Genomic DNA, 20,460 nt, shown 5'->3' on the forward strand with positions numbered 1-20,460 from the left:
CGTTCATCCTGCCAAATCTCATCACATGCCTGCCACGCCCGCGACAAGCCGTAATCGCGATTTTAGCGCAAATACGGCGGAGGGTTGTGGCTTCATCGATTTGGGGAGTGATTTTGTAATGTTGAGCGCGGACCAGACCAAGCCGACCGGAAAATCCGGCCAGCGTAACCGAAAGAAAAAGACGAAGCAGACCAAGGCCGACGAGCAACACGCGACCGCAACGGATCAGTTGCCGGCTGCCGAGCCGGAAACCAGTCAAGCGACCGAGCTGGAGGCCGATGTCGACCTCAATCTGCAGCTCCCGTCGACCGAGATTTCAACCACCGAGGCAGCAGACGTGCCAGCCGCTTCGATGGAACTCGTACCGGTTAGTCTTCAGGCGATCACAGATGCCTATGGCGACTACACCAGGAGGTCGTTTGAACACGCCTGGTCTTTCGTCGGGAAGCTTGCGAGCGCTAGCTCACCTGCGGAGGCGTTCGAGCTTCAGATGGAATTCGCCAAGCAGGCGTATGATAGCTTCGTCGCAGAATCGCAGAAAATCGCCGGCCTGCACGAACAATTGGTCAAGCAGAGGGTCGTAAATTTTGAGGGCTTCGTGGCCAGGATCACCCAGACCACGCTGGAAGTCCGTGCAACGCGCCACTAGCCGATAATGCGGCAGATCGCGAAGCTCTCGAAAAAAGCAAAAAGAGACCGCCCGAGGGCGGTCTCACATCCCTCGGATCAAGGGGACCAGATCCAGAGGGATCTACGCGCTTTCGGAGACCTGCTCCTGCTCGGCCGGCTCATTCTCCTCCGTGGAGGAAACACGGCCTGAGGCTTCCATTCTGCGCTTCACCTGCTCGCATGTCTTGCGGACGTCCTCGGTGAACAGGGCGCATTCTTCGATCCTCTTGAAGATCTTGCGTCCTTCTTCCCGGTAACCCGCAGCCGTTTCGCGCATATACGCGATCGCATCGTGCACCTGGGCCGTCAGCTCTTCGCATTTTCGCGCAGCGCCGATCAGCTCGGCCCCCATCGCCTCGATCTCTTTTGCGGCGGACTCGTAGTCGCGAATGACCGCCTCTGCGCTGAGGGCCCCTACGCGCGTGACCCCCTCCGTGTGCTCGACATAATCAGGTAATGCAATTGAAGCTAATGAACTTCCCGGGCGAACCGACGCAATGTCCGCCTCTAGCTGAACCAAGTTTACCGAGTCCTTTCTTCGCAATTGCTCAACACTTGCCATGGATAGGTTCTCCCGATACGCGCCCGAACAACCCCAACCCACACAATGTATTACGGGGACAATAGGGCTTCTAACTGTATGTGTTGTTGACGGCCCGAAGTTTGCCGCATTTCCGAACCGCCACGTTTAGCATCCATAGATAATTACAATAGCACTTACTCAATCTGTAGGTGTGACGAGGCAAAGCTCCTCCGACCCGGCTTGATGTGTGTGTCCGAGCACCGCAAACACAGCATCGACTGCCAGCTGAACCGCCGTCTCGGCCGTCACTCCCTTCGCAAGCCCCGCCGCCACGAGTCCCGACAGCAGGTCGCCGGTCCCGCACGGCCGGATCGGCAGCCGTGCTGTCGCAAAGCGCGACAGTTTTTCGCCCTGCCAGAGGGTCGTCTCCACCTGCGCTGCTGGCGTGTCGGCGAGCGTGCAACCGGTCGCGATGACGCCTCGGGGGCCCTGCGCCGCGAGGGCGACGCTCGCGGCCAGCAGGCTGGACGCATCCTTCACTGCAATACCGGACAGCAGTTCCAGCTCGAACTGGTTCGGCGTGATGATGGTCGCAGACGGCACGAGCCGCTTGCGGATCACATCCAAAATGCCGTCCGCGACGTAGACCTTGCCGTCGTCCCCGATCACGGGGTCGCAGAGATAGATAAGCTTTGGATTTCGTCGCCGCGCGCGCTCGACGAAATCGGCGATGACCTCTGCATTTGCAGGCGAGCCGAGATAGCCCGTGAGAAGGACGCTTCCCCGCTCGATCAGGCCCCGCTCCTCGACGCCGAGCAGGAGATCGGCCACCAGATCCGCGTCCAGCACGCGGCCGCGCAGCGTCGGATAGCGCGGGTGGTTCGACAGCAATGTCGTCGGCACCGCCGCGACATTCACGCCCTCCGCCTGCATGGGATAGACGGCGGCCGAGTTGCCGACATGGCCGTGAACGACCTGACTTTGAATGGAGATGACGAGCATGTGCGCGATTTGACCTGGAGGATGCGACTTGCAGGAGTTGATTTGGAAGATTTAATTTGGAGGTGGATGGAGCGAAAGCGATACTCATCAATTGCTCCACCAAGATGATACCTTTCGCAAGAGCCCAACCGCGCTTGCACGAGGTGAACGCATTGTCGCGTGGGAAAAAGGGACTATAGTCCCTCGCTGCCGCCACACTGGACGTGCCGAAGTCCGCTTCGTTTTTCAGGCAGCTTGCATGCCGTCGGCAGGCTTGATCCTCGCCCTTGCGGGCGCCTTTTTCAAAAAGCTGATCGTGCGCTCAGTCACCCAACGGAGGGAACGATGCCATTGTTCATCACCTACGTCTCCTATTCGAACACGGGCGTGAAGGGACTTGTCGAAAAGCCGACGGACCGCACCGAGGTCGTCAACACGCTGGTCGAGAAGGCCGGCGGCAAGTTGCTTGGCGCGTTCATGACCACCGGCGCGCATGATGCCGTGATCATCACGGATATGCCCGACGGCTCCGATGCCATCGCGGTCGGCATGGCGGCTGCTGCGAGCGGTGCGATCGCGAAAATCGAAACGGTGCGCGCCTGGAAGATGGGCGAGTTCAAGTCGGTCGCGGAAAAGGCCTCGCGCCTCGCCGCCGCTTACACGCCGCCGGGAAAGTAGAGCCGGTAATGGTGCGCGATGCTGGCGCGCCTTGGCACTATCTGCATATCGGCCTGGCCGGGCGCGCTCCAGTCATGACTTTTCACGCTGCATCGCGCGTTAAGGGTTTGCATTAAGCGAAGTCATAGTTCCTCATTTCGCGTGAAACAATTTTCTATTAAGGTCGACGCGACCGGGCAGAATGTTTCAGCTCGTGCCGATTTTGAGAATCCCGGGGCTGGCTTTGCGGTACCTACTTTGATTGGCTCTGCGCTTATGACTTCAAAGGCCGCCCGTTGGGCGGCCTTTTTGTTTTCAGCGTCGTGATCGTGCGACGCTCAGCGAGGCGTATGGGAACTGCAGGGAACCCGCGCGTGTCCACCGGGACACACTCACGCTGAAAAGCTCCGCAACCGTCTTTTGTGCCATTGCGCCGCCATATCATCGCCCGAACAATTGCTGCGTCGCATGCTTGGCTGTTGCAATCGGGTTCCGGCGGGAGCCTTTGGAGGCTGGGATGATGAACGATCAGCGCTCTCTCATCGTGGCGGTGTCGTGCCCCGTGGCGGTACTCGCGGGCTCCTTTGCACTTTGGCTCACCACAGTCGCCCCTGGGGCAATCCAGAATAGCAGCGCCAACGTCGCTGCAGACTCTTCCGCACCTGCTCTCGCCGCGCGCGGCGAACCTGCCGACGTCCCGCGCGCTGCGACCGTGAGCGAGCCCGTCGCCGTGATCGACGTGCCGACGATCGCACTGCCGGCGGTGAGCACGACGACGACCGACGTGGTGCCAGCCGCGACCGCATCGGATCCCATCGTCAAGCTTGCATCGGCCGATCCAGCACAGATGCTGCCGGCGGAAACAGCGCCGCAGCCCGCAAGTTCAAGCACGCCGGAGCGCATCACCGCCACGGAGACGCACGAGCCGACCGTCAAGCTTGCTTCCGCAGATCCGACGGATGTGCTGCCTGCGGAGACGCCGCCACTCGCCGCAGCGAGCGCGGAGCCCGTCTCGACCGACGCGACAGCCGTCACGCGCGAAGGTCCGGATCCGCTCGAAGTCGCCGACGAATGCCTCGTCGTCGACGTCTGCATCGACCGCTATCTCTGGGCGCTCTATCAGCGCACGCCCAAGGAGGATTCGATCAAGGAGGAGGAGCGCCGTAGCGTGACGGTGAAGCGTCGCGGCAAGATGGTGACGGTCATGAGGACGTTCACCAAGCTGGTCGACGAGGATTTTGCCTGGAAGGATCCGAAGGCCGCGGACAAGGCCGGCATGTCGCTGATGGATTACGTGATCGGCGGCATGGACCGCAGCTTCAAGCTCAAGCTGTTCCACGCGCTTCACGCCGCGCAGGCGGCCGGTCTCGAGCCCGGCATTACCAGCGCCTTCCGCGACGACTATCGTCAATCGATCGCGAGCGGCCTGAAAGCCGCCTCCAACCGGTCGTATCATGGCGGCAGCACCCGTGGCGGTTATGGCCATGGGCTCGCCGCCGATATCGTGAGCGTCAAGGGCGAGAACCGCGCGCAGCGTTGGGTCTCCACCGAACTGCTATGGAAGTGGGTCGATGCCAACGGCAAGGCGCTCGGCATCGGCCGGCCCTATCTCGACCACGATCCGCCGCATGTTGGCCCTATCGACGGCCAGGAATATGTGTCTCGCCGGGGCGGCGCGACCTCCAGGCAGGCCACGGCTGAGGCGAAGCCGCACAAAAAGATTGCTGCGAGGAAGCTCGCGGCCGCACGCTCGGCCCGGCACACCGTTGCGCGCGATGCGCGAGGCTCCGCGAAACAGCCGCAGGCGGCCAGAGCTTCGAAAGTGCGCACGAGCTGAGCGGGTAGCCGCGTAACCCGTTACCTCTGCGGCACTGACGCTGGCGGTCGCAGCGACGACCGAGGTGCACCGGTGGGCTTCGACGATTTCGCCGCCGCGCGCGACTTTCCCGCGGGCGGGCTGTCGACACTCTCCAGATAGGCGGCGAGCGCCTTCGCCGAATCCGCGCTGCTCGCATAATGGTCCTTCAGGAACCAATAGAGCGTGAAGCTGAAGCGCCCCTTGGCGAGACCGCGCGGGCTGCGGTGGCAGCTCGCGCAGCCATCGGCAAACAGTTTTTGCGGCGGCTTGCCCTCGTCGAGATTTTGCGCGCGCGCAATGGTCGCGGTCAGCAGGACTGCTGCGGCCACGCCAAACAGGGGCGCGATTAGCCCGCGCCCCGATCGATCAGATGACGTCAAAATTGTCCCCTGTCCCCATCAAGCGGCCGGTCAGGCCGCCAGCAACGCCTCGAATTCGGCCGGCGCGTAGGCCTTGCCATCCTGGTCGGTTATCACGACCTGCCAGCCTTCGCTCGCCCACACGCGCGCCTTCGCCACGATCACGAGCCGGCTCTCACGCTCGAACCTATACGTCTCATTGTCGCGTTCTGCGACCATCTTGTAAGCCACTGTCGTCCCCATCGCACGTCCCCTGCTCCCGCTTCTCACGTGCCAGCGGGCTTTGGCGGCAATTCGCCGGGAGCATGGCAATTTGGTGCCGTCCAGAGCATCGTGTAGCCTCGCGACCGCCGCCGCGGCACGCGAAACCATCACGTCATGGATGTCGGACGCGCTGGCGGCGGTCAATGCACGCGAATGACGTGCGGCCGGCCGAGGTCGATCAATCCTTGCACCGCCGAGAGGCGGTCTTCCAATGCTGCAATCGTCACAAGCAAATTGTTGCGCCGCTCGTCCAAAATACCCTTTTCGGCGTCGGACAATTTCGTCCTCGTCCGCTGCTGGTCGAGATCGAGAAGCGAGCCGCGATAGCCGGCGATCACACGCGCGAGCTGCTTCGCCTCCTTCGACATCGACTTCATCGCGACATTTTGCCGGCGCGTCTCCGAATGGCCTGGCTGTCTCATCGTCATCCTCCCGTAAGCCCCTTGCCCCGAGTGGACAAAGGGAGCATCCGGTGAAGTTGTTACGTTCGATGAAATCTACCTCTGCGTAATTATGTGTATAAGAGACAGCACCACCACCGACATGGGGTGTCGCGGGCGCTGCTGCGCGCGGAGCCGGCATCTGCGCATGCGCGTTCATCGGCGCGCCATGACTGACATTGGGCTGCGCGACGTGCGGCATCGCGGGACGTGCCGCGGGCGCCGCCGAGACGCGCGGCGCCTCGTGACTGCGCGCATTCTGCGGCTGAGGGCGCGCCATTGGCTGCACGCGGGCCGCGGCGCGAGCGTTCTCATGGGCAGCGGCGCGCGCATTCTCGTGCGTCGCACGTACCGCGTTCTCATGCGTCATCCGCGCCTGTGCATCCGCCGGGCGACCGCGGATCTCGCGAGCCTGCGATTGCTCGCGCGTCACACGCGCGGCTTCGCCGGCGCGCCCGCCTCCGACCGCGATCGCACCTTCGCGCGTCGCGGCTCGCCCGATGCGCGCGGCTCGCGGATCGAGCGTCATCCGCGTCGCATTGCGCTCATGCGATGTCCAGTAGTTCGCCCAGTAGTCGCGGCGGTGATACCAGGGCCGGCCGGCATAGTAGCTCGACCAGTACGAGCTCAGCGCGAACGGCACCACCGGCACGTCGACCTCGTCGACATAGTCGGGCAGATAGACGTAGTGGTTGCGGTAGAGATATTCGAGATATTGCGACGACACCCAGCCGCGGTCGTTCGACCAGCTCACGTCGCACCAGGCCTTGCCGTCAAGGCAGCCGTGGACATTGACGCGGGAGCCTCCGGGAATGCGATCGACCATCGGAAAGCCGGGACCCGGCCCCGCCCTCAACCCGACGGACGCAGTGACGATGCCGGGCGCCGCGAGTGCGGCGGTCGGCGCGAGCAGCATGGCTGCGGCAAACGCAAGTCTAAGCTTCATAGCGTGATCCTCCTCATGCGAGCAGGAACGTTCGAGCGGAGCGAGCGTTCCGCGCCACCGCGTCGAACTGGCCGAAAGATGAAGAGGCCGATGGCAGACGGGTTCAATATTCATCCGCCATTCATCGCGCGACCCTCAATTCACTTGCAACATGAAGCTGTCGAAGAATGCCGCCAGCTCTGCATACGCATCGAGGGGCAGCACATGTGCGACGTATTGGTCCGGCCGCACCACGACCATGCATCCTGCATTGCGACCGATCCCGCGCATGGCAAAGATATCGTGACCGCTCTTGAGATCGGGGCAGAACATCTTTTCGTAGTCGCGAAGTCCGTACCGCCCCTTCGCCGGCAGAAGCAGTGGCGGCATCGCGCCGATGATGAGCTCGCGATGATCCTGCTGGAACACCGCGCGTACATCGATCACGGAGTCGATATCCGCATCTACCGGCGTATAGCGTCGCACCGGGGACTCCCGTCCCTGGCTCAGGAAATCGCAGAACGAGGCAATCGCTCCGTCGCCCGCCGCGGGGTCGCCCGCGCCCGCAAACGCAAAAATGCGCCAGCGGCCGTCCGCCCTGGCGACGTGGCCGAGGTGAACGGGCTTTGCATCGGCAAGGCGGATCGCCGGTGCGGAATGAAAACGCTTGCCTATCACGAGACCGCTGGCCAGATGCTGATGTGTGGTGTTACCGGTCAGGAGCCCCGGCCGATAATGCGTTGCTGTCCCCGCGGTGTAGCGCCCGTGGCGGACAAAGTAGTCCTGGGTCTTGGCTGCATCCGCGGCCTTGCCGTCGCCCTTGGCCGAGGCCAGGATCGTCGCCCACTCGCGATCGAACTCGATCAGCTCTTTTGCCACCGCCTGACGTTCGCTCGAATAGCTGTGCAGAAGGTGCGGTGCGCACTGCTTGCGCAGCACGGCGGCAAGCTTCCAGCCCAGATTGAAAGCGTCCTGCATCGAGACGTTCATGCCCTGCCCCGCCTTCGGGCTGTGAGTGTGGCAGGCATCGCCAGCGATGAAGACGCGAGGCAGCCGCGTCGCGGTCTCCGTCTCCGGCACATCGTCGAACTTGTCTGTCAGGCGCTGACCGATCTCGTAGACCGACCACCAGGCGATCTCCCTCACCTCGAGCGTGTAGGGATTGAGAATGCGGCGCGCCTTCGCGATCAAATCGTCGGAGGTGATTTTGCGGTTCGCAACACGCTCGCCGATATCGAGCGTCGTCAGCTCGACATAGAGGCGCACGAGATAGCCTCCCTCCCGTGGAATCACGATGATGCTGCCGTCGTTGGCCGACTGGATCAGTGCCTTGAACCGAATGTCGGGAAAGTCGGTCACCGCGAGCACGTCCATCACGCCCCAGGCGTGGTTGGCGGAATCGCCGTGCAACTCACGGCCGATGGATTTGCGCACGCCGGAGCGCGCGCCATCGCAGCCGACGACATAGCGCGCCTTCACGGTTTCGATCCCACCCTCGTGAGCCGGATCGATCCTCTCCAACCTCACCGTCACCGCATGATCTTCGAAGCGCGCCGCGGGGTCGACATGGAGATCGATCAGACGCCGTGCGTAGTGCGGCTCGAGCTTGGCTGGCGACTTGCGCATGACGTCGAGAAAGCCGTCATGCACGCGCGCCTGGTTCAGGATGACATGCGGAAATTCGGATAGCCCATCCTCGACGTCCTGCACCCGGCCGCTGCGCACGATGTTTGCGCTGTGCTTGCCGTCGGGTTTCCAGAACGTCGTCTCGTTGACCCAATAGGCCTCCTTCAGCACGCGCTCGGCAAAGCCGTAGGCGTGGAACATTTCCATGGTGCGGCAGGCGATGCCGTCGGCCTGGCCGACGAGAAGGCGACTGGGCTTCTGCTCGACGATGCAGGTCTTGATGTCGGGAAACGCGGCGAGCTGCGCCGCGAGCGTGAGTCCTGCCGGGCCGCAACCAACGATCAAAACGTCGACCTCGTCCGGAACGGAGCCGGCCGCGCCGGAGGCCTGAATGCGCTCTGCCGGGTCGGCGATATCGGGGTCGCCGGCCAAAAATCCATTGAGATGGAACTGCATGAGACCTGCTCCTCCCCTGTTGCGCGTTAAGTGGACCGCGTTAGGTCCTTCTTCAGTATTGATCAGTATACTGACTATCAGTATACTTGTCAATGCCCGTCATCCGAGGAGCGTCCGGTGAAAGACAACAACGACATGCCCGGCCATCTGGCCCGTCGCTTTCAGCAGATTGCCGTGGCGGTATTCCTCGCCGAGGTGGAGGACGCAGGCTTCGACCTCACGCCTGTGCAATATGCGGCGCTCGCGACCATCAAGGCCAATCCCGGGCTCGACCAGGTGACGTTGGCAGGCCTGATCGCGTACGACCGCACGACCATCACCGGCGTGATCGATCGCCTCGTGCAGAAGGGCCTTGCCGAGCGTCGCGCCAGCAGCCGCGACCGGCGCGCGCGCGAACTCGAGATCACCGACGAAGGAGGCAAGACGCTGCGTGCCATCACACCAGCAGTCGAGGCGGCGCAGCGGATCATGCTCCGCGGCCTGACCGACAAGGAAGCCGATGAATTAATGCGGCTGCTGCGCAAGGCGATCGCCGCGGGCAATGACCTTAGCCGCGCGCCGATGCGCGAGGCGCCGACGTGAGTGCGCTCACGTCTTCAGCTTCAGCCGGCCAATGAAATCGCGTTTTCCCAGCGGCGCGCCCTTGTGACGGAGGATGGCGTAGGTCGCGGTCGCATGGAAAAAGAAGTTCGGCAGTGAGAACGACATCAGAAAACCCTCCGCGGTGAAGGGCACCGTGCGGTCACCGACCTTGAAGGTGACATCGCGGCCGACCAGAGCATCGACGGCTTCGGGTGTCAGAGCGGAGATCTCGTTGCGAGCCTCGGTCACCAGCGCCTGAAGCGAGGCGTAGTCGTGATCGGGGTTGATGCTCGGCGGGACGAACACCCCGTCCCTCGCCGCTGCGAGCGCGCCGCGCGAATGATGCGCGACCGACACCACCTGGGCGCGCAGCGGCCACATGTCCGGCGCAAGCCGCGTCTCCACGACCTCGGCCGGATCGATGCCCTTCTCCTTGAAATGGACCAGGCTCTTGTCGAGGAAACCGCCGACCGCGCCCAGAATCTGGAGATAATTGGCAACCGTTGCGTCGTAGAGCGAAAAGGCCATGGCGTAACTCCCCGCTTGGATGTCGCGTGGGATAGAGTTCCCGCAAATCCTCGCCGATTGCAACCAGTGCCCACATTTGTCGCAGCGCGGCGAAACCTGGAACTAACTTTCGACTGTTACCGTCGCCCCATTCTGCGCTTAACGCGCGATTAATTTTGTGATCGGGGGCCTTGGATGTTCAGGTTCGTCATGGTGGCCGCAGCCGCACTGCTCCTTTCCGGGCAGGCGCTCGCAAACGGACATGGCTCGGATGCTCCGCCGCCGCCAAAGCCCGACGCCACGACCGCGCCGGCGCGCGTGATCCTGACCAAGCAAGGCCCAAAGCTCGTCGATCTCAAAGGTATGACGCTTTATTATTATGAGCGTGACACCAGCGGCAAGACATCGAACTGCGACGGCAAATGTGCCCAGATCTGGACACCGCTGTCAGCGCCCACCGACGCCAAGGCGGTCGGCGACTTCACCGTGATCACACGCAATGACGGCAGCAAGATGTGGGCGTACCGCTATCGCCCGCTCTACACGTCTCCCGCCGACAAGGCGCCCGGCGACACCAATGGCAACGCCACGACCCTGCAATGGCGGATCGCCCGGCCCGACGAGTAGCGAGGCCGCTCGAAGCTCAGTGCCTCGAACTGCTCGCGACCTTTGCATGCGGCACGGAATCGGCGGAAGCGTAGTTCACCTCCGGATTCAAGTGCACCGCCGCGTACAGGATCAGTCCTGCGAGAATCGAGCCGTAAAAGCTGACACTTGCCCACCGCCACTTTCGCGCAATGCGGCGGTCGTGCTCGTTCAATTCATAAAAGAATTTCTGCATGGTGCCTCCGTTGGCAGCTAGCGCGTGAGGCATAGCTCACCTGCAGCACATCCGCTGTGAGGCATTTCACGTTTTGCGGTTCCAGAACGTAGAAGGGCCCGGTCAACGCTCGCCGAGCCCGCGCCAACGATCTCCGCAGCTACCTGCTTACCCGCGCAAGCCGTCTCCTGCCCCGCTTTGCGCCGTCCGTCCCGGTGGCAGCACCACCACGGTCGAACCCATCTTCACCCGGTCGTAGAGGTCGATCACATCCTCGTTGCGCATCCGGATGCAGCCGGAGGAGATCGCCTGGCCGATATATTCCGGCTGATTGGTGCCGTGGATGCGATAGAGCGTGTCCTTGTTGCCGGCATAGAGGTAAAGCGCCCGCGCACCGAGCGGATTGGCCGCGCCACCGGGAACGCGCGAAGGATAGGGCCCAAGCCGCTCCTGGATCTCCGGTGTCGGGATCCAGTCCGGCCACGCGGCCATGCGGCCGACCCGTGCCACGCCGGAGAACGCCATCGCCTCCTCGCCGACGGCTACGCCGTAGCGGATCGCCTTGCCATCGGGCAGAACGTAGTAGAGATAGCGCGCGTCGGTATCGACCAGGATCGTGCCCGGCTGCTCCTTGCGCGAATAGTCGACGATATGGCGGAGATATTGCTCGGGTACGTTCGCCTGCGCGTAAGGCGTATGCGCCAGCAACTGACGGTCGCGTGGCGTCATGCTCGCGCTGTTGGACGGCGACAGGGTCGCCTGCATGCAACCGCCCAGTGGCAGCAACGCGGCTACCAGTATTGCGATAGAGGATTTTTGCACAGCCTGCCCCAGGTTGCGCCCCCAACCTTCTACATCTGCTGCCCAAATCGTGCTGAAAAAATGGCGGCACGGCGGGAAAACTGACAAGTGTCCGGGAGCCAGGGGTTCCGCCGGCACGCCCGCAAGGGGGCAGCCCCACACTCTCCTTCCTGCCGCCTTGCTTTCGTCAAACCCGGCTGGACTCGTGCGCACTGGGGGTGGAGGACCGACTGATCTCTTTCCATCGGCTCGCGCGAATGCGGACGACCAAGGTTTAAGGAGCTTCGATGCTCGCGACGCTGAACAGCAAGCAAATCGTCGATGAAATCGTGAAGGACACGGTCAAGGATAACGATCCGCACGACGCGCTCGATATCGCGCCCGAGATCGTCCTCGCCGCGCGCCCGGACAAGGCCGCGACCACGCCCACGCTCGTGCCTGACAGCGCAACGCGTCCGGAGCCCAAGATCAATCTGAAGATCAATCTGATGAAAGAGATTTCCTCCGCGGCGCCGTCAGTCGACACCGCAGTTCGCGCAGCCGCCAGCGATCTCCGCGTCACGCGCAAGCGCTCGTCGGTCGGCAGATGGCTTCGCAGCGCGTTCGTCACCCTGCTGTTTGCCGGAGGCAGCGCCGCCGCAGCCATCGCCTGGCAGACCCACGGCGATACCGCAAAAGCGATGGTTGCTGCATGGATGCCGACCGTGGTCGCTTCGCCGTCACAAGCGACACCGCCGGCAACGGAGCAGGCTGCGTCAACCGAACAGCAGGCCACAACCGAACAGCAGGCCACGGTGGCCGATCAACCCGCCGCGCAGCCGCCAATTCCGGCTCAGGCGCAGGACAACGGCAACACGAGCCCGCCGACGACGGCGCCCGACGCGGCGCAGTCGCTCCAGTCGATGACGCGCGATCTTGCCGCGATGACGCAGCAGATCGAGCAGCTCAAGGCCAACATGGCCGAACTGAAAGCGAGCCAGGAGCAGATCGCGCGCGAGATCGCGAAGGCCGCACCGCCGAAGCCGGCTGAGGCCAGGATTGCCGATCCACGCGCGAAGCTCTCGGCTCTGCCGCCGCGGCCGCCGGCGCCGCCTGTGCGCAAACCCAGGCCGATGGCCGCCGCTCCGACCTATGCACCAACTTACGCACCAGTGCCGGTCGCACCTCCACCACAAGCTGCTGCCGTTCCGTCGCCGCTACCGCCTGCTTCCACCTCGCAGCTCGCCGATGACGACGGACCGGTGGTGCGTCCGCCGATGCCGGTGCACTAGCCTCGGGCTCGTGAACCCTTCGACGGCACACCGAGACCAGAGCGCAGAACCGGTTCGCTCACCGACCGGACATGCGCTTCGAGCTGACAACCATGCCGACGATCAGACGCTTCGTTTCGAATCTATGGCTTGCGGCAACGCCGCTGGTCATTCTGTTCGCGATCGTCGGATTGTTCGCGCTGATCGGAACAGCAAGCCGGATCGTTTCGACGGTCGCAGGTCCGCAGGTCTCGGACGACTTCGTCGCCAACGTCATGACGCTGTTCGCGATGCTGGTGCTGTTCGCGCCGCTTGCGATTCTGATCTACGCGTTCGCCTCGCTCGTGCGCGAGCGCAGGCCAAACAGAGGTGACGCTGTCTGAGTCGTCGTGAGACGTTGAGTCCGGGCGGTTACGGGCCTGCGAATTTTTGTGCTGTGACCGGAAGGAGAAAAGGCCGTCGGGATCTATGCCGCCGGCCTTCTCTTGCAACTGCCGGTTCCCGGAGCCCGGTTCTGTTGCAATTCCATGCTGCGAGCATGACGCGCGCATACTTAATAAAATCTTAACGATCTCGCGTGGTGCACATGATTTTTGCCCCATAAGCACAGAGATTGCGCGGACACTTCGTTCGGGAAAGATCGACTCAGTGGTACCATCTCCTGCGTGAGACTTGTCGTCGGACTTGAGTACGCAAGACTTTGTAGTCAAGACTTGGGGACCTCGGATGCCTTACTACTACTTCGATCTCGTGGTTGGTGAAGAGTTCAAGAACCAGGGCGGTATTATCCTCGAAGACCTCGAGGTCGCCTCGGATCGCGCTGAGCAACTGGCCAACGAGTTGTCTCAGGTGAATCCCGATCTTCAGCATAGGGGATGCGCCGTGCGCGTCACCGACCGCGATCACAACGAGGTTTATCGGACGCCGCTCGATCCCGTTCCGAGCTGGCAACGGTCCGGTTAGCTCGTCACGCATCGCCAACCCGCATTCGCCATCGCATGACGGGGCGGCATTCCTCGCGTGAGGCGCACCGACCTCACGGCCCGCGCGAGTGCGCGTGATCTTCCACCCCCATTGCGCGGCGGGGCCCCTAGCGCTAGCCTCTCAAAAAAGGGAGGATTTTGGAATGGGCTATGGTTGGTTGATCGCGGGCTTGATTCTGATTGCTGCACCCGCCCAGGCCGCGCCGCGATCGGTCTATGTGACGATGGTCCTGCAGGCCTTCGCCGCCAAGGTCGAATGCCCCGGCACCGATCTCGTCTATCAGGACCTGGTGAAGCGAGCGCAGGATATGCAGCTGCCCGACGGCACGACCGAGAAAGTACGCAAGGCCATCGCCTTCATGCACACCGGCGGCAAGATGGGCGAGAAGCAGGACGACGATCTCATGGCCGAGGTCGCGGTCGCGACCCAATCAACCGATCTCGACCAGCGACGGCTCGGAATGAGCGGCTGGTGCGAAGCCCAGAAGACCAACCTCGCCGGGCTCATTCACACCAAGTAATGATCTCACAGCACAGCCGGCGCGCCCGGTGAACTTCGGGTCCCTCATTCGTCCAATCCTTCAAGCTGAGGAAAACGCACGATGTCGGCGGCACGGACACGCCCTCGCCTGATGGTGTGTCGCGGGAAGGCGCGAGCCCGCGGGGCAGTGAGGCGCTCGTGCCAACGTTAGCCATGCCGCGATGGAACCGGTGGCCTTGGCCAACAATCGTCACAATCCTCGCAAGCATACGGGCGGCTTCGTCAAGGAGACCCACAATGCGGACTGCCTACATCGTGCTTATAGGCGTGCTCGCAGGCGCGTTGACCGCGCCCGTGCTTGCCAGGAATTCCAACACCCAGCAGGCCGAAGAGAAATCGGCCGCGTCAACGTGCAGTGCCTATCAGCAGGCGCCGGACGGCTCTTGGACGCAGCTTCCCTGCAAGGAGACCGGCGAGCACAGCAGCCAGGCGCAGACGCAGCACAAGCCGCCGGCGCCGGGCACTGAACCGGACGCGCACTGAGGCCGCGGCCGCCGGTTCAGCTCTGGTGCGGGCCCTTCATGATCTTCATGGCGTCCTCGATGTGACGCCACTCCTTCGCCTCCTCGGCCTCGCCGCGGCTCTCGCAGGCCTGCGCCAACTGTGCGGCCTGAGCAATCGCAGCAAAGCCATGCTTCTCGAGCATCTGACGTGCGATGGTGTGAACCTGGACCTCGGACATCATGGGCGCTCTCCCGGTTGACGCGTCGCAGCCGCGACGTCGATGCGGCCGCGGCCTCTCTCAAACGGTCGAGCGCGAGCCCGGTTCCCGCGCGTCACATCACATCGGCACGCCCCGGAATTTGAATGGCGCGTCATTGCGAATGCAACAAAGGCAGCCCGCTGTCGCCAGCGGACTGCCTTCTCATCCACCCCAAGTTAGACGACCCGGCCGGGTCTCTACCCGACCGCCACCCGCTTGCGCTCGATGTCGTTGGGCACCTCGATGTCGACCTCGAGCGTCGAGACTTCGTCGCCACGTTCCAGCCGCACGATCACCTTGGTCGGGTCGAGCGTGACATGTTTCGAGACGACCGCGAGGATTTCCTCGCGCAGCACGCCGAGCAGATCGGGCTGGCCGCGCTGGCCGCGCTCATGCGCAAGCAGGATCTGCAACCGCTCGCGCGCGACGGGAGCAGTGGCCTTGTTGCCGCGAAGAAGCCGGAGCAGACCCATGCTCATGCTGCCCTCCGTCGCAGGAGGCGATCCATGAAGCCCTTCTTCTCCGATGGCACGGTCATGCGGATGTTTTCACCGCACAACCGCTTCGCCGCATCCATGTAGGCCCGTGCTGGCGCGCCGTCCGCATTGGACAGCGTCACCGGCGTACCGACGTTGGACGCCTTCAGCACGTCCTGGCTCTCCGGGATGATGCCGAGCAGCGGCGTTGCGAGGATCTCGAGGATGTCGTCGATGTTCAGCATCTCGCCGCGCAAGGCACGCGAGGGATCGTAGCGCGTGATCAGGACGTGCTTTTCGACGCGCTCGCCCTTCTCGGCCCGCACCGTCTTGGAGTCGAGCATGCCGATGATGCGGTCGGAGTCGCGCACCGAGGAGACCTCGGGGTTGGTGACGATCACGGCCTCGTCGGCGAAGCGCATCGCCATGGAGGCGCCGCGCTCGATGCCGGCAGGGCTGTCGCAGATCACCCAGTCGAACCGGCTGCGCAAATCGGCGATGACCGTGCGGACGCCCTCCTCCGTCAACGCGTCCTTGTCGCGGGTTTGGGAGGCCGGCAGCAGCCAGAGATTCTCCAACCGCTTGTCGCGGATCAGGGCCTGCGGGAGCTTCGCAACTCCCTGCACCACGTTGATGAGGTCGAACACGACGCGCCGCTCGGCGCCCATCACGAGGTCAAGGTTGCGCAAGCCGACGTCGAAATCGACGACCACGACCTTGTCGCCGCGCTGCGCCAGCGCTGCCCCCAAGGCTGCGGTCGTCGTGGTCTTGCCGACCCCGCCCTTGCCTGATGTCACGACCAGTACCTTACTCATCTCAAATATCTCCCTTGCTGGTCAGTTCAGTGCTGTAATTCGCATGGTATTGCCCTGTAGCCAGGCCTGCGCCGGCTTGCCGCGCAAGGCGGCGTCGATGTCGTCCGCAGTCTGGTAAAATCCATCAATTGCAAGCAGTTCAGCCTCGATCTTCTGACAATAGATCCGCGCGGAGGAGTGGCCGTTGACGCCGGCCATGGCGCGCCCGCGCAGCGCGCCGTAGACATGGATGGAGCCGCCCGCGACGACCTCGGCCCCGGAGCCGACCGAGCCCAGGATCGTCACGTCGCCCTCGGGGAAGATCACGGTCTGGCCCGACCGCACGGGGTTTTCGAGCAGCAGTGAGCTCGGCTGCTTCGTGACCTCGACCTTCTTCGGTGGGGTCGGCTCGAGCCCGCAGGAACGTCCACCCAAGAGCAGTGGGGGCATGTTCGGCGTCAGCCGCGCCTCCTCCACCCCCTCGATGCCGAGCACGCGGATATTGCGCTCCTGAAGGCTTCCAAGCAGATGCGTGATGCCGGACTGGCTGAGATCGACCGAGGACAGATCGACCACCACCGGGCGGCCGGCAAAGAATCCCGGCGAGCGCGCGATCGTGGCGTCGATCTCCTGGAGCCAATCGACGATCGGAACCGTCGGCACGAAGACGAAGGCGACGTAGGATCGGCCGCGCAGGCGCACCAATTGGCGTTGAGGTCTTGCTGCTGCCTCCATGGCTGCCGACTCGTCCTTGTTATTGAATGGTTAACGATGCGACCGAGATGGTTAATGGCCAGTTAATTTCTCGGCGGGTTACGCCACTCGGAGAGCGCGCCCTAGGCACTATTCCTCGCCCTACGCGACTGGGGACTTTTGGATCTGCGGATTGCAATGAATTTCCCGGAGATTTCGGCCCCAAGGGCAGCGGCATGACCAACGACGCGGCGACCTTTGCCCGCATCGACCGGCAGCAGTCCGAGCGCTGATCATGATTCTGGCGATGACGATGATGGTCGTGGTGAGGATAGGCGCTAATCGCCGATTCCCGCGCCAATGAGCTCGAGAAGATGCTGGACCCCCGTCTACGCGGGGCGCAGCATCGTCCTTTTCGAGGCGGCTCTCGCTTCCACAGATGACCGCTCCGCATTAGGATCGGCACGCAATCCTGAGCACCGCCTTTGGTCGATTTCGAGCCAGTCTACACCACGTCCCGGGCAGAGACCGTTGCGCGCTTCGTCGCCGAACGTTACGCCCTGCCCGCTCCGCTTCAGTGCCGGATGCTCAATCGCGGGTTCAACGATGTTTACCTCATCGTCACGGCAACCGATGAACGCTATGTGTTTCGCCTGTCGCATCATCGCGCGCGCGGCGCCGCCGATGTGCGGACCGAAACGGACTTCCTGGTCCACCTGGACAGATCCGGCGTGCCGGTTGCCGCGCCCGTTGAAACGCGCGAAGGCTCTCTCTTCGTACAGGGACAGGCCCCGGAAGGCGTGCGGGAGGGCGTACTCTTTCGCGAGCTCGCGGGGCGCGTGCCCGAGGCAACATCCACCGCCGATGCCCGCGCGAACGGCGTGACCCTGGCGAAGCTGCACAACGCCGCGGAGTCACATAGTGCTCCGGCTGCGCTTTACAAACTCGATCTCGATCATCTGTTGCGCCGGCCGCTTGCGAGAATTCGCGACAGCAACATCCTGGAGATCGCAGGCGCGCACATCGGCGATCTCGAGGCCATTGCAGCGAGAACCGCCGAACGGATCGAGACGTTGGATCACCTGACCTGGACCCATTGTCACGGCGATTGTCACGGCTTCAATGCGCGTATCAGCGACGCCGGCGATGCGGTCTTCTTCGATTTCGACGACGGCGGTCCCGGCTATCTGGCGTACGACCTGTCGGTCTTCCTCTGGGCGAAGCTGTCCTTTGGCCGCAAGCTGTACACCATGTGGGACGTCTTCATCGATGGCTATCGGACGATCCGCCCTATCGCTCCAGACGATTTCGAGGCCGCGCATGCGTTCGTCATCGTCAGGCACTTCTGGCTGATGGGCGAGTATGCAAGCCGCACGCGGGAATGGGGCAGCGAACCCGTCAAGTGGGTCGCACGCGAGGTCGAATTCTTGAGGGCCTGGGAGACCGACCGCCTGGCAGATCGATTGTTTTAGGTCGAGCGTTGCCGAGCCTCACGAAGGCAGCTTCGACGTGGAGCACGGCAACGGCGACGTGGAGAAGGACGCCATTCAGAGCAGCTTTGCGCTCACGAAAAGCGCGCGCACTGTGTTCGTCGCCTGCACGGCAAGCATCGCGTTGTCAGCGGCGCCTTCGAGTGCGGCAACCGCCTCCTCATGCAGCGAACGGAATTCCATCCATTCCATCGAATTGTAGTTGGTGAGGAATTGATAGGCCTGGCCGACGGTCGCGATCGCCAGCGTGTTACCGTTCAGGCGAATCTTGAACGTCGTGCGCAGCGGGGTGTCGGAACTGGTTGGATCGGTCATGGGCTGCTTCTGCACGAAAACGGCTTAACGAAGGGAAAACGGCAGCGCCCGCCGTTTGTTCAGACTTTTAGGAGTCCGAGGCCGATGCGCGCTGCGACACCGACGTGGCGCCCTTCAGGTTCGGCACCACGATCAGACGGTTGATCTCGCCATCGTCATAGGCCTTCAGGAAACGATCGTAGAACTTGATCGAGACGCAGCCATTGGAGTCGCCGCGCGGCCCGAGCATGTAGCTGTGCGTGAGCAGCCCGACGCGGCCAAGGGCGCTGGTCCCGTCGACCGGCGTCATGCGCAGTGCGCGCACGCCATGGAAAAGCTTTTCGCGAGGCTTCAGCTCGTAGGTTGCCGGCGGGGTCGCGCCGACCATGCGCTGGTCGACATGGTCAGGGTCGTCCATCATCGCGCCCATGCCGGAATGCGCTTCGAGCGCCACGCCGCCCGGCAGGTACACCGCCTTCGCCGAGATGTCGTACACCGCGGTCTGCGAATTGTAGCCGAGCGCGGCGAGGTCAGGCCCCTGGCGGAACAGGCCGCTGTCGGGCGTCAGCGAGGCAAGCCTGACCTTGCCCGGGAACATGTCGGAGAATTTTTGCAGCAGGCTGCGGTTGTCGCCCTTCGGCAGGGAATCGGCGAAGGCCTGGCTGGAGGCGACTTGGGAGGCGAGATCGGCCTGCACCGGGCGCGACCGGGGCATCGGGACGTCGGGCTTCTGCGATGACAATGGCGGCGCCGTCGCCTCGACCACCTGCTTGTCGTCCTCGGTCAGGGTCGAGCGCCAGTCGTCACGGACGAGTTGCTGGGCGAGCAGGGCCTTGGCGTCGCGGAGCTTGAGCTGGATCATGCTGACCGCCGAGCGTTCGACGGAGCGCAAGCCGGCGTCGCGCGGCGGCGAACTGGGCTGGAATCGGTCCTCAAAGGATGTCGTTGGGCCGCTAGGTGGCAATGCGGCCGACGCGAGAGAGGCGGTGCCGTTGCCGTAGGCGATCCAGGCGACCGCGCCGACCGACAGCGCCACGGCGGCCAAAGACAGCAAAAGCGTTTCCGGCCGCCCAATACGGCGGCGCGACAAGAGCTTCTTGGCCCGTGCTGCGTCGGAAACCATCAGATCCCCAAATCGACCCGCCCAACCCCGTCTCGAACCCCTCGGGGTACCCAACCCCGTCGAGATTCTATACCAGCTACCACATCAGGAGCCAAAAGTTAGGCATAATCGCGGCCGGGGCGGCAGCCGGAGGCGGTTAATGAGCGATCCTTTTGACCTCAAACGCTTCATCCAGGCCCAGAACGACATCTATCCGGGGGTCGTCGGAGAGCTTTCGGCGGGGCGAAAGCACAGCCACTGGATGTGGTTCATCTTCCCGCAACTAGCCGGGCTCGGCGCCAGCGCCATGTCGCAGCGCTATGCCATCGCCTCCCGGGTGGAGGCCGAGGCCTACCTCGCCCACCCCGTGCTCGGACCGCGCCTCCTCGAATGCACAGGCCTCGTGCTCGCGGTGAAGGATCGCAGCATCAACGCGATCCTCGGCGCGCCCGACGACGTCAAATTCCACTCGTCGATGACGCTGTTCGAAGCCGTGTCGGATGAGGCGATCTTCGGCCAGGCGCTTGCCCGCTATTTTGCCGGCGCGCGCGATGGCGCGACGCTCGAGATCCTCGCGGCAATGGACCGCAGGGCCGGCTGATCGCAAAACCGGCCGGCCGCGGCAGCATAAACCCGGAGTTAAGCGAGCCCACCTACCCTTCACGC

Annotated in this window: 25 protein-coding genes and 1 pseudogene; 12 read left to right on the plus strand and 14 right to left on the minus strand. The window is 63.4% G+C overall.

The window, feature by feature from the left end:
• The first annotated feature begins 25 nt into the window (after window positions 1–25).
• Complete coding sequence (locus SO180_RS28270) at window positions 26–649, plus strand: phasin family protein (RefSeq protein ID WP_449382112.1); 624 nt, start codon at window positions 26–28, stop codon at window positions 647–649.
• A gap of 102 nt (window positions 650–751) precedes the next feature.
• Here SO180_RS28270 and SO180_RS28275 read toward each other — a convergent pair whose 3' ends face one another.
• A complete protein-coding gene (locus SO180_RS28275) occupies window positions 752–1,231 on the minus strand; it encodes a hypothetical protein (protein WP_449382113.1) in 480 nt (159 codons plus the stop codon).
• Window positions 1,232–1,390: 159 nt separating this feature from the next.
• Window positions 1,391–2,194, minus strand: a complete 804-nt coding sequence (pdxY, locus tag SO180_RS28280) for a pyridoxal kinase (protein ID WP_449382114.1) — start codon at window positions 2,192–2,194, stop codon at window positions 1,391–1,393.
• Window positions 2,195–2,518: 324 nt separating this feature from the next.
• On the opposite strand from pdxY, the gene SO180_RS28285 reads away from it, so the two are divergent.
• Window positions 2,519–2,851 (plus strand): GYD domain-containing protein, encoded by a 333-nt coding sequence (locus SO180_RS28285; RefSeq protein WP_449382115.1) that lies wholly within the window; start codon window positions 2,519–2,521, stop codon window positions 2,849–2,851.
• A gap of 499 nt (window positions 2,852–3,350) precedes the next feature.
• Window positions 3,351–4,667 carry a hypothetical protein gene (locus tag SO180_RS28290; protein ID WP_449382155.1) on the plus strand — a complete coding sequence of 439 codons (1,317 nt, stop codon included), beginning with the start codon at window positions 3,351–3,353 and terminating at the stop codon, window positions 4,665–4,667.
• 20 nt (window positions 4,668–4,687) lie between these two features.
• On the opposite strand, the gene SO180_RS28295 is transcribed toward SO180_RS28290, so the two are convergent.
• The 3 genes and pseudogenes from SO180_RS28295 to SO180_RS28305 all read right to left on the minus strand — a co-directional run bounded on the left by SO180_RS28295 (window position 4,688) and on the right by SO180_RS28305 (window position 8,758).
• Complete coding sequence (locus tag SO180_RS28295) at window positions 4,688–5,068, minus strand: hypothetical protein (protein ID WP_449382116.1); 381 nt, start codon at window positions 5,066–5,068, stop codon at window positions 4,688–4,690.
• A gap of 771 nt (window positions 5,069–5,839) precedes the next feature.
• Window positions 5,840–6,697 (minus strand): annotated as a pseudogene (locus tag SO180_RS28300) (SH3 domain-containing protein); the annotation flags it as partial.
• A 135-nt stretch (window positions 6,698–6,832) separates the two neighbouring features.
• The gene (locus SO180_RS28305; protein ID WP_449382117.1) at window positions 6,833–8,758 is read right to left on the minus strand and encodes an FAD-binding monooxygenase; all 1,926 of its coding nucleotides are present in this window, start codon (window positions 8,756–8,758) and stop codon (window positions 6,833–6,835) included.
• Window positions 8,759–8,875: 117 nt separating this feature from the next.
• Between SO180_RS28305 and SO180_RS28310 the strand changes: the two genes are divergently transcribed.
• A complete protein-coding gene (locus SO180_RS28310) occupies window positions 8,876–9,340 on the plus strand; it encodes a MarR family winged helix-turn-helix transcriptional regulator (RefSeq protein WP_449382118.1) in 465 nt (154 codons plus the stop codon).
• Window positions 9,341–9,346: 6 nt separating this feature from the next.
• Here the strand turns inward: SO180_RS28310 and SO180_RS28315 are convergent, their stop codons facing one another.
• Complete coding sequence (locus SO180_RS28315; RefSeq protein ID WP_449382119.1) at window positions 9,347–9,868, minus strand: DUF1993 domain-containing protein; 522 nt, start codon at window positions 9,866–9,868, stop codon at window positions 9,347–9,349.
• Between the two features lie 174 nt (window positions 9,869–10,042).
• On the opposite strand from SO180_RS28315, the gene SO180_RS28320 reads away from it, so the two are divergent.
• The gene (locus tag SO180_RS28320; RefSeq protein WP_449382120.1) at window positions 10,043–10,474 is read left to right on the plus strand and encodes a COG4315 family predicted lipoprotein; all 432 of its coding nucleotides are present in this window, start codon (window positions 10,043–10,045) and stop codon (window positions 10,472–10,474) included.
• A gap of 16 nt (window positions 10,475–10,490) precedes the next feature.
• Here the strand turns inward: SO180_RS28320 and SO180_RS28325 are convergent, their stop codons facing one another.
• Both SO180_RS28325 and SO180_RS28330 read right to left on the minus strand, forming a co-directional pair.
• Window positions 10,491–10,688 carry a hypothetical protein gene (locus SO180_RS28325; RefSeq protein ID WP_449382121.1) on the minus strand — a complete coding sequence of 66 codons (198 nt, stop codon included), beginning with the start codon at window positions 10,686–10,688 and terminating at the stop codon, window positions 10,491–10,493.
• Window positions 10,689–10,835: 147 nt separating this feature from the next.
• Window positions 10,836–11,432: a L,D-transpeptidase gene (locus SO180_RS28330; protein ID WP_449382122.1), complete on the minus strand. Its 597-nt coding sequence runs from the start codon at window positions 11,430–11,432 to the stop codon at window positions 10,836–10,838.
• A gap of 323 nt (window positions 11,433–11,755) precedes the next feature.
• Between SO180_RS28330 and SO180_RS28335 the strand changes: the two genes are divergently transcribed.
• The 5 genes from SO180_RS28335 (at window position 11,756) to SO180_RS28355 (ending at window position 14,725) form a co-directional block, all read left to right on the plus strand.
• Window positions 11,756–12,739, plus strand: a complete 984-nt coding sequence (locus tag SO180_RS28335; protein ID WP_449382123.1) for a hypothetical protein — start codon at window positions 11,756–11,758, stop codon at window positions 12,737–12,739.
• A 92-nt stretch (window positions 12,740–12,831) separates the two neighbouring features.
• Complete coding sequence (locus SO180_RS28340; protein ID WP_449382124.1) at window positions 12,832–13,101, plus strand: hypothetical protein; 270 nt, start codon at window positions 12,832–12,834, stop codon at window positions 13,099–13,101.
• A gap of 343 nt (window positions 13,102–13,444) precedes the next feature.
• Entirely contained in the window at window positions 13,445–13,681 is a 237-nt protein-coding gene (locus SO180_RS28345; protein WP_449382125.1) for a DUF6894 family protein, read from the plus strand.
• A gap of 163 nt (window positions 13,682–13,844) precedes the next feature.
• Window positions 13,845–14,222, plus strand: a complete 378-nt coding sequence (locus SO180_RS28350; RefSeq protein ID WP_449382126.1) for a hypothetical protein — start codon at window positions 13,845–13,847, stop codon at window positions 14,220–14,222.
• Window positions 14,223–14,479: 257 nt separating this feature from the next.
• Complete coding sequence (locus SO180_RS28355; RefSeq protein ID WP_449382127.1) at window positions 14,480–14,725, plus strand: hypothetical protein; 246 nt, start codon at window positions 14,480–14,482, stop codon at window positions 14,723–14,725.
• A 16-nt stretch (window positions 14,726–14,741) separates the two neighbouring features.
• Here SO180_RS28355 and SO180_RS28360 read toward each other — a convergent pair whose 3' ends face one another.
• The 4 genes from SO180_RS28360 to minC form a co-directional block, all read right to left on the minus strand.
• A complete protein-coding gene (locus SO180_RS28360; protein ID WP_449382128.1) occupies window positions 14,742–14,927 on the minus strand; it encodes a hypothetical protein in 186 nt (61 codons plus the stop codon).
• A 215-nt stretch (window positions 14,928–15,142) separates the two neighbouring features.
• The gene (gene minE, locus SO180_RS28365) at window positions 15,143–15,424 is read right to left on the minus strand and encodes a cell division topological specificity factor MinE (RefSeq protein WP_449382129.1); all 282 of its coding nucleotides are present in this window, start codon (window positions 15,422–15,424) and stop codon (window positions 15,143–15,145) included.
• On the minus strand, window positions 15,421–16,236 hold the full coding sequence (gene minD / locus SO180_RS28370; protein WP_449382130.1) for a septum site-determining protein MinD: 816 nt from the start codon (window positions 16,234–16,236) through the stop codon (window positions 15,421–15,423). The genes minE and minD overlap by 4 nt, the downstream gene beginning before the upstream one ends.
• 21 nt (window positions 16,237–16,257) lie before the next feature.
• A complete protein-coding gene (gene minC / locus SO180_RS28375; RefSeq protein ID WP_449382131.1) occupies window positions 16,258–16,950 on the minus strand; it encodes a septum site-determining protein MinC in 693 nt (230 codons plus the stop codon).
• 443 nt (window positions 16,951–17,393) lie between these two features.
• Here minC and SO180_RS28380 point away from each other — a divergent pair, with 443 nt between their 5' ends.
• The gene (locus tag SO180_RS28380) at window positions 17,394–18,380 is read left to right on the plus strand and encodes a phosphotransferase enzyme family protein (protein ID WP_449382132.1); all 987 of its coding nucleotides are present in this window, start codon (window positions 17,394–17,396) and stop codon (window positions 18,378–18,380) included.
• A gap of 75 nt (window positions 18,381–18,455) precedes the next feature.
• Here SO180_RS28380 and SO180_RS28385 read toward each other — a convergent pair whose 3' ends face one another.
• Complete coding sequence (locus SO180_RS28385; protein ID WP_449382133.1) at window positions 18,456–18,713, minus strand: hypothetical protein; 258 nt, start codon at window positions 18,711–18,713, stop codon at window positions 18,456–18,458.
• 67 nt (window positions 18,714–18,780) lie between these two features.
• Window positions 18,781–19,815: a DUF2778 domain-containing protein gene (locus SO180_RS28390; protein ID WP_449382134.1), complete on the minus strand. Its 1,035-nt coding sequence runs from the start codon at window positions 19,813–19,815 to the stop codon at window positions 18,781–18,783.
• Between the two features lie 139 nt (window positions 19,816–19,954).
• Between SO180_RS28390 and SO180_RS28395 the strand changes: the two genes are divergently transcribed.
• The gene (locus SO180_RS28395) at window positions 19,955–20,395 is read left to right on the plus strand and encodes a DUF1810 domain-containing protein (protein ID WP_449382135.1); all 441 of its coding nucleotides are present in this window, start codon (window positions 19,955–19,957) and stop codon (window positions 20,393–20,395) included.
• Window positions 20,396–20,460: the final 65 nt, after the last annotated feature.

This window comes from Bradyrhizobium sp. UFLA05-112, from assembly GCF_053572325.1.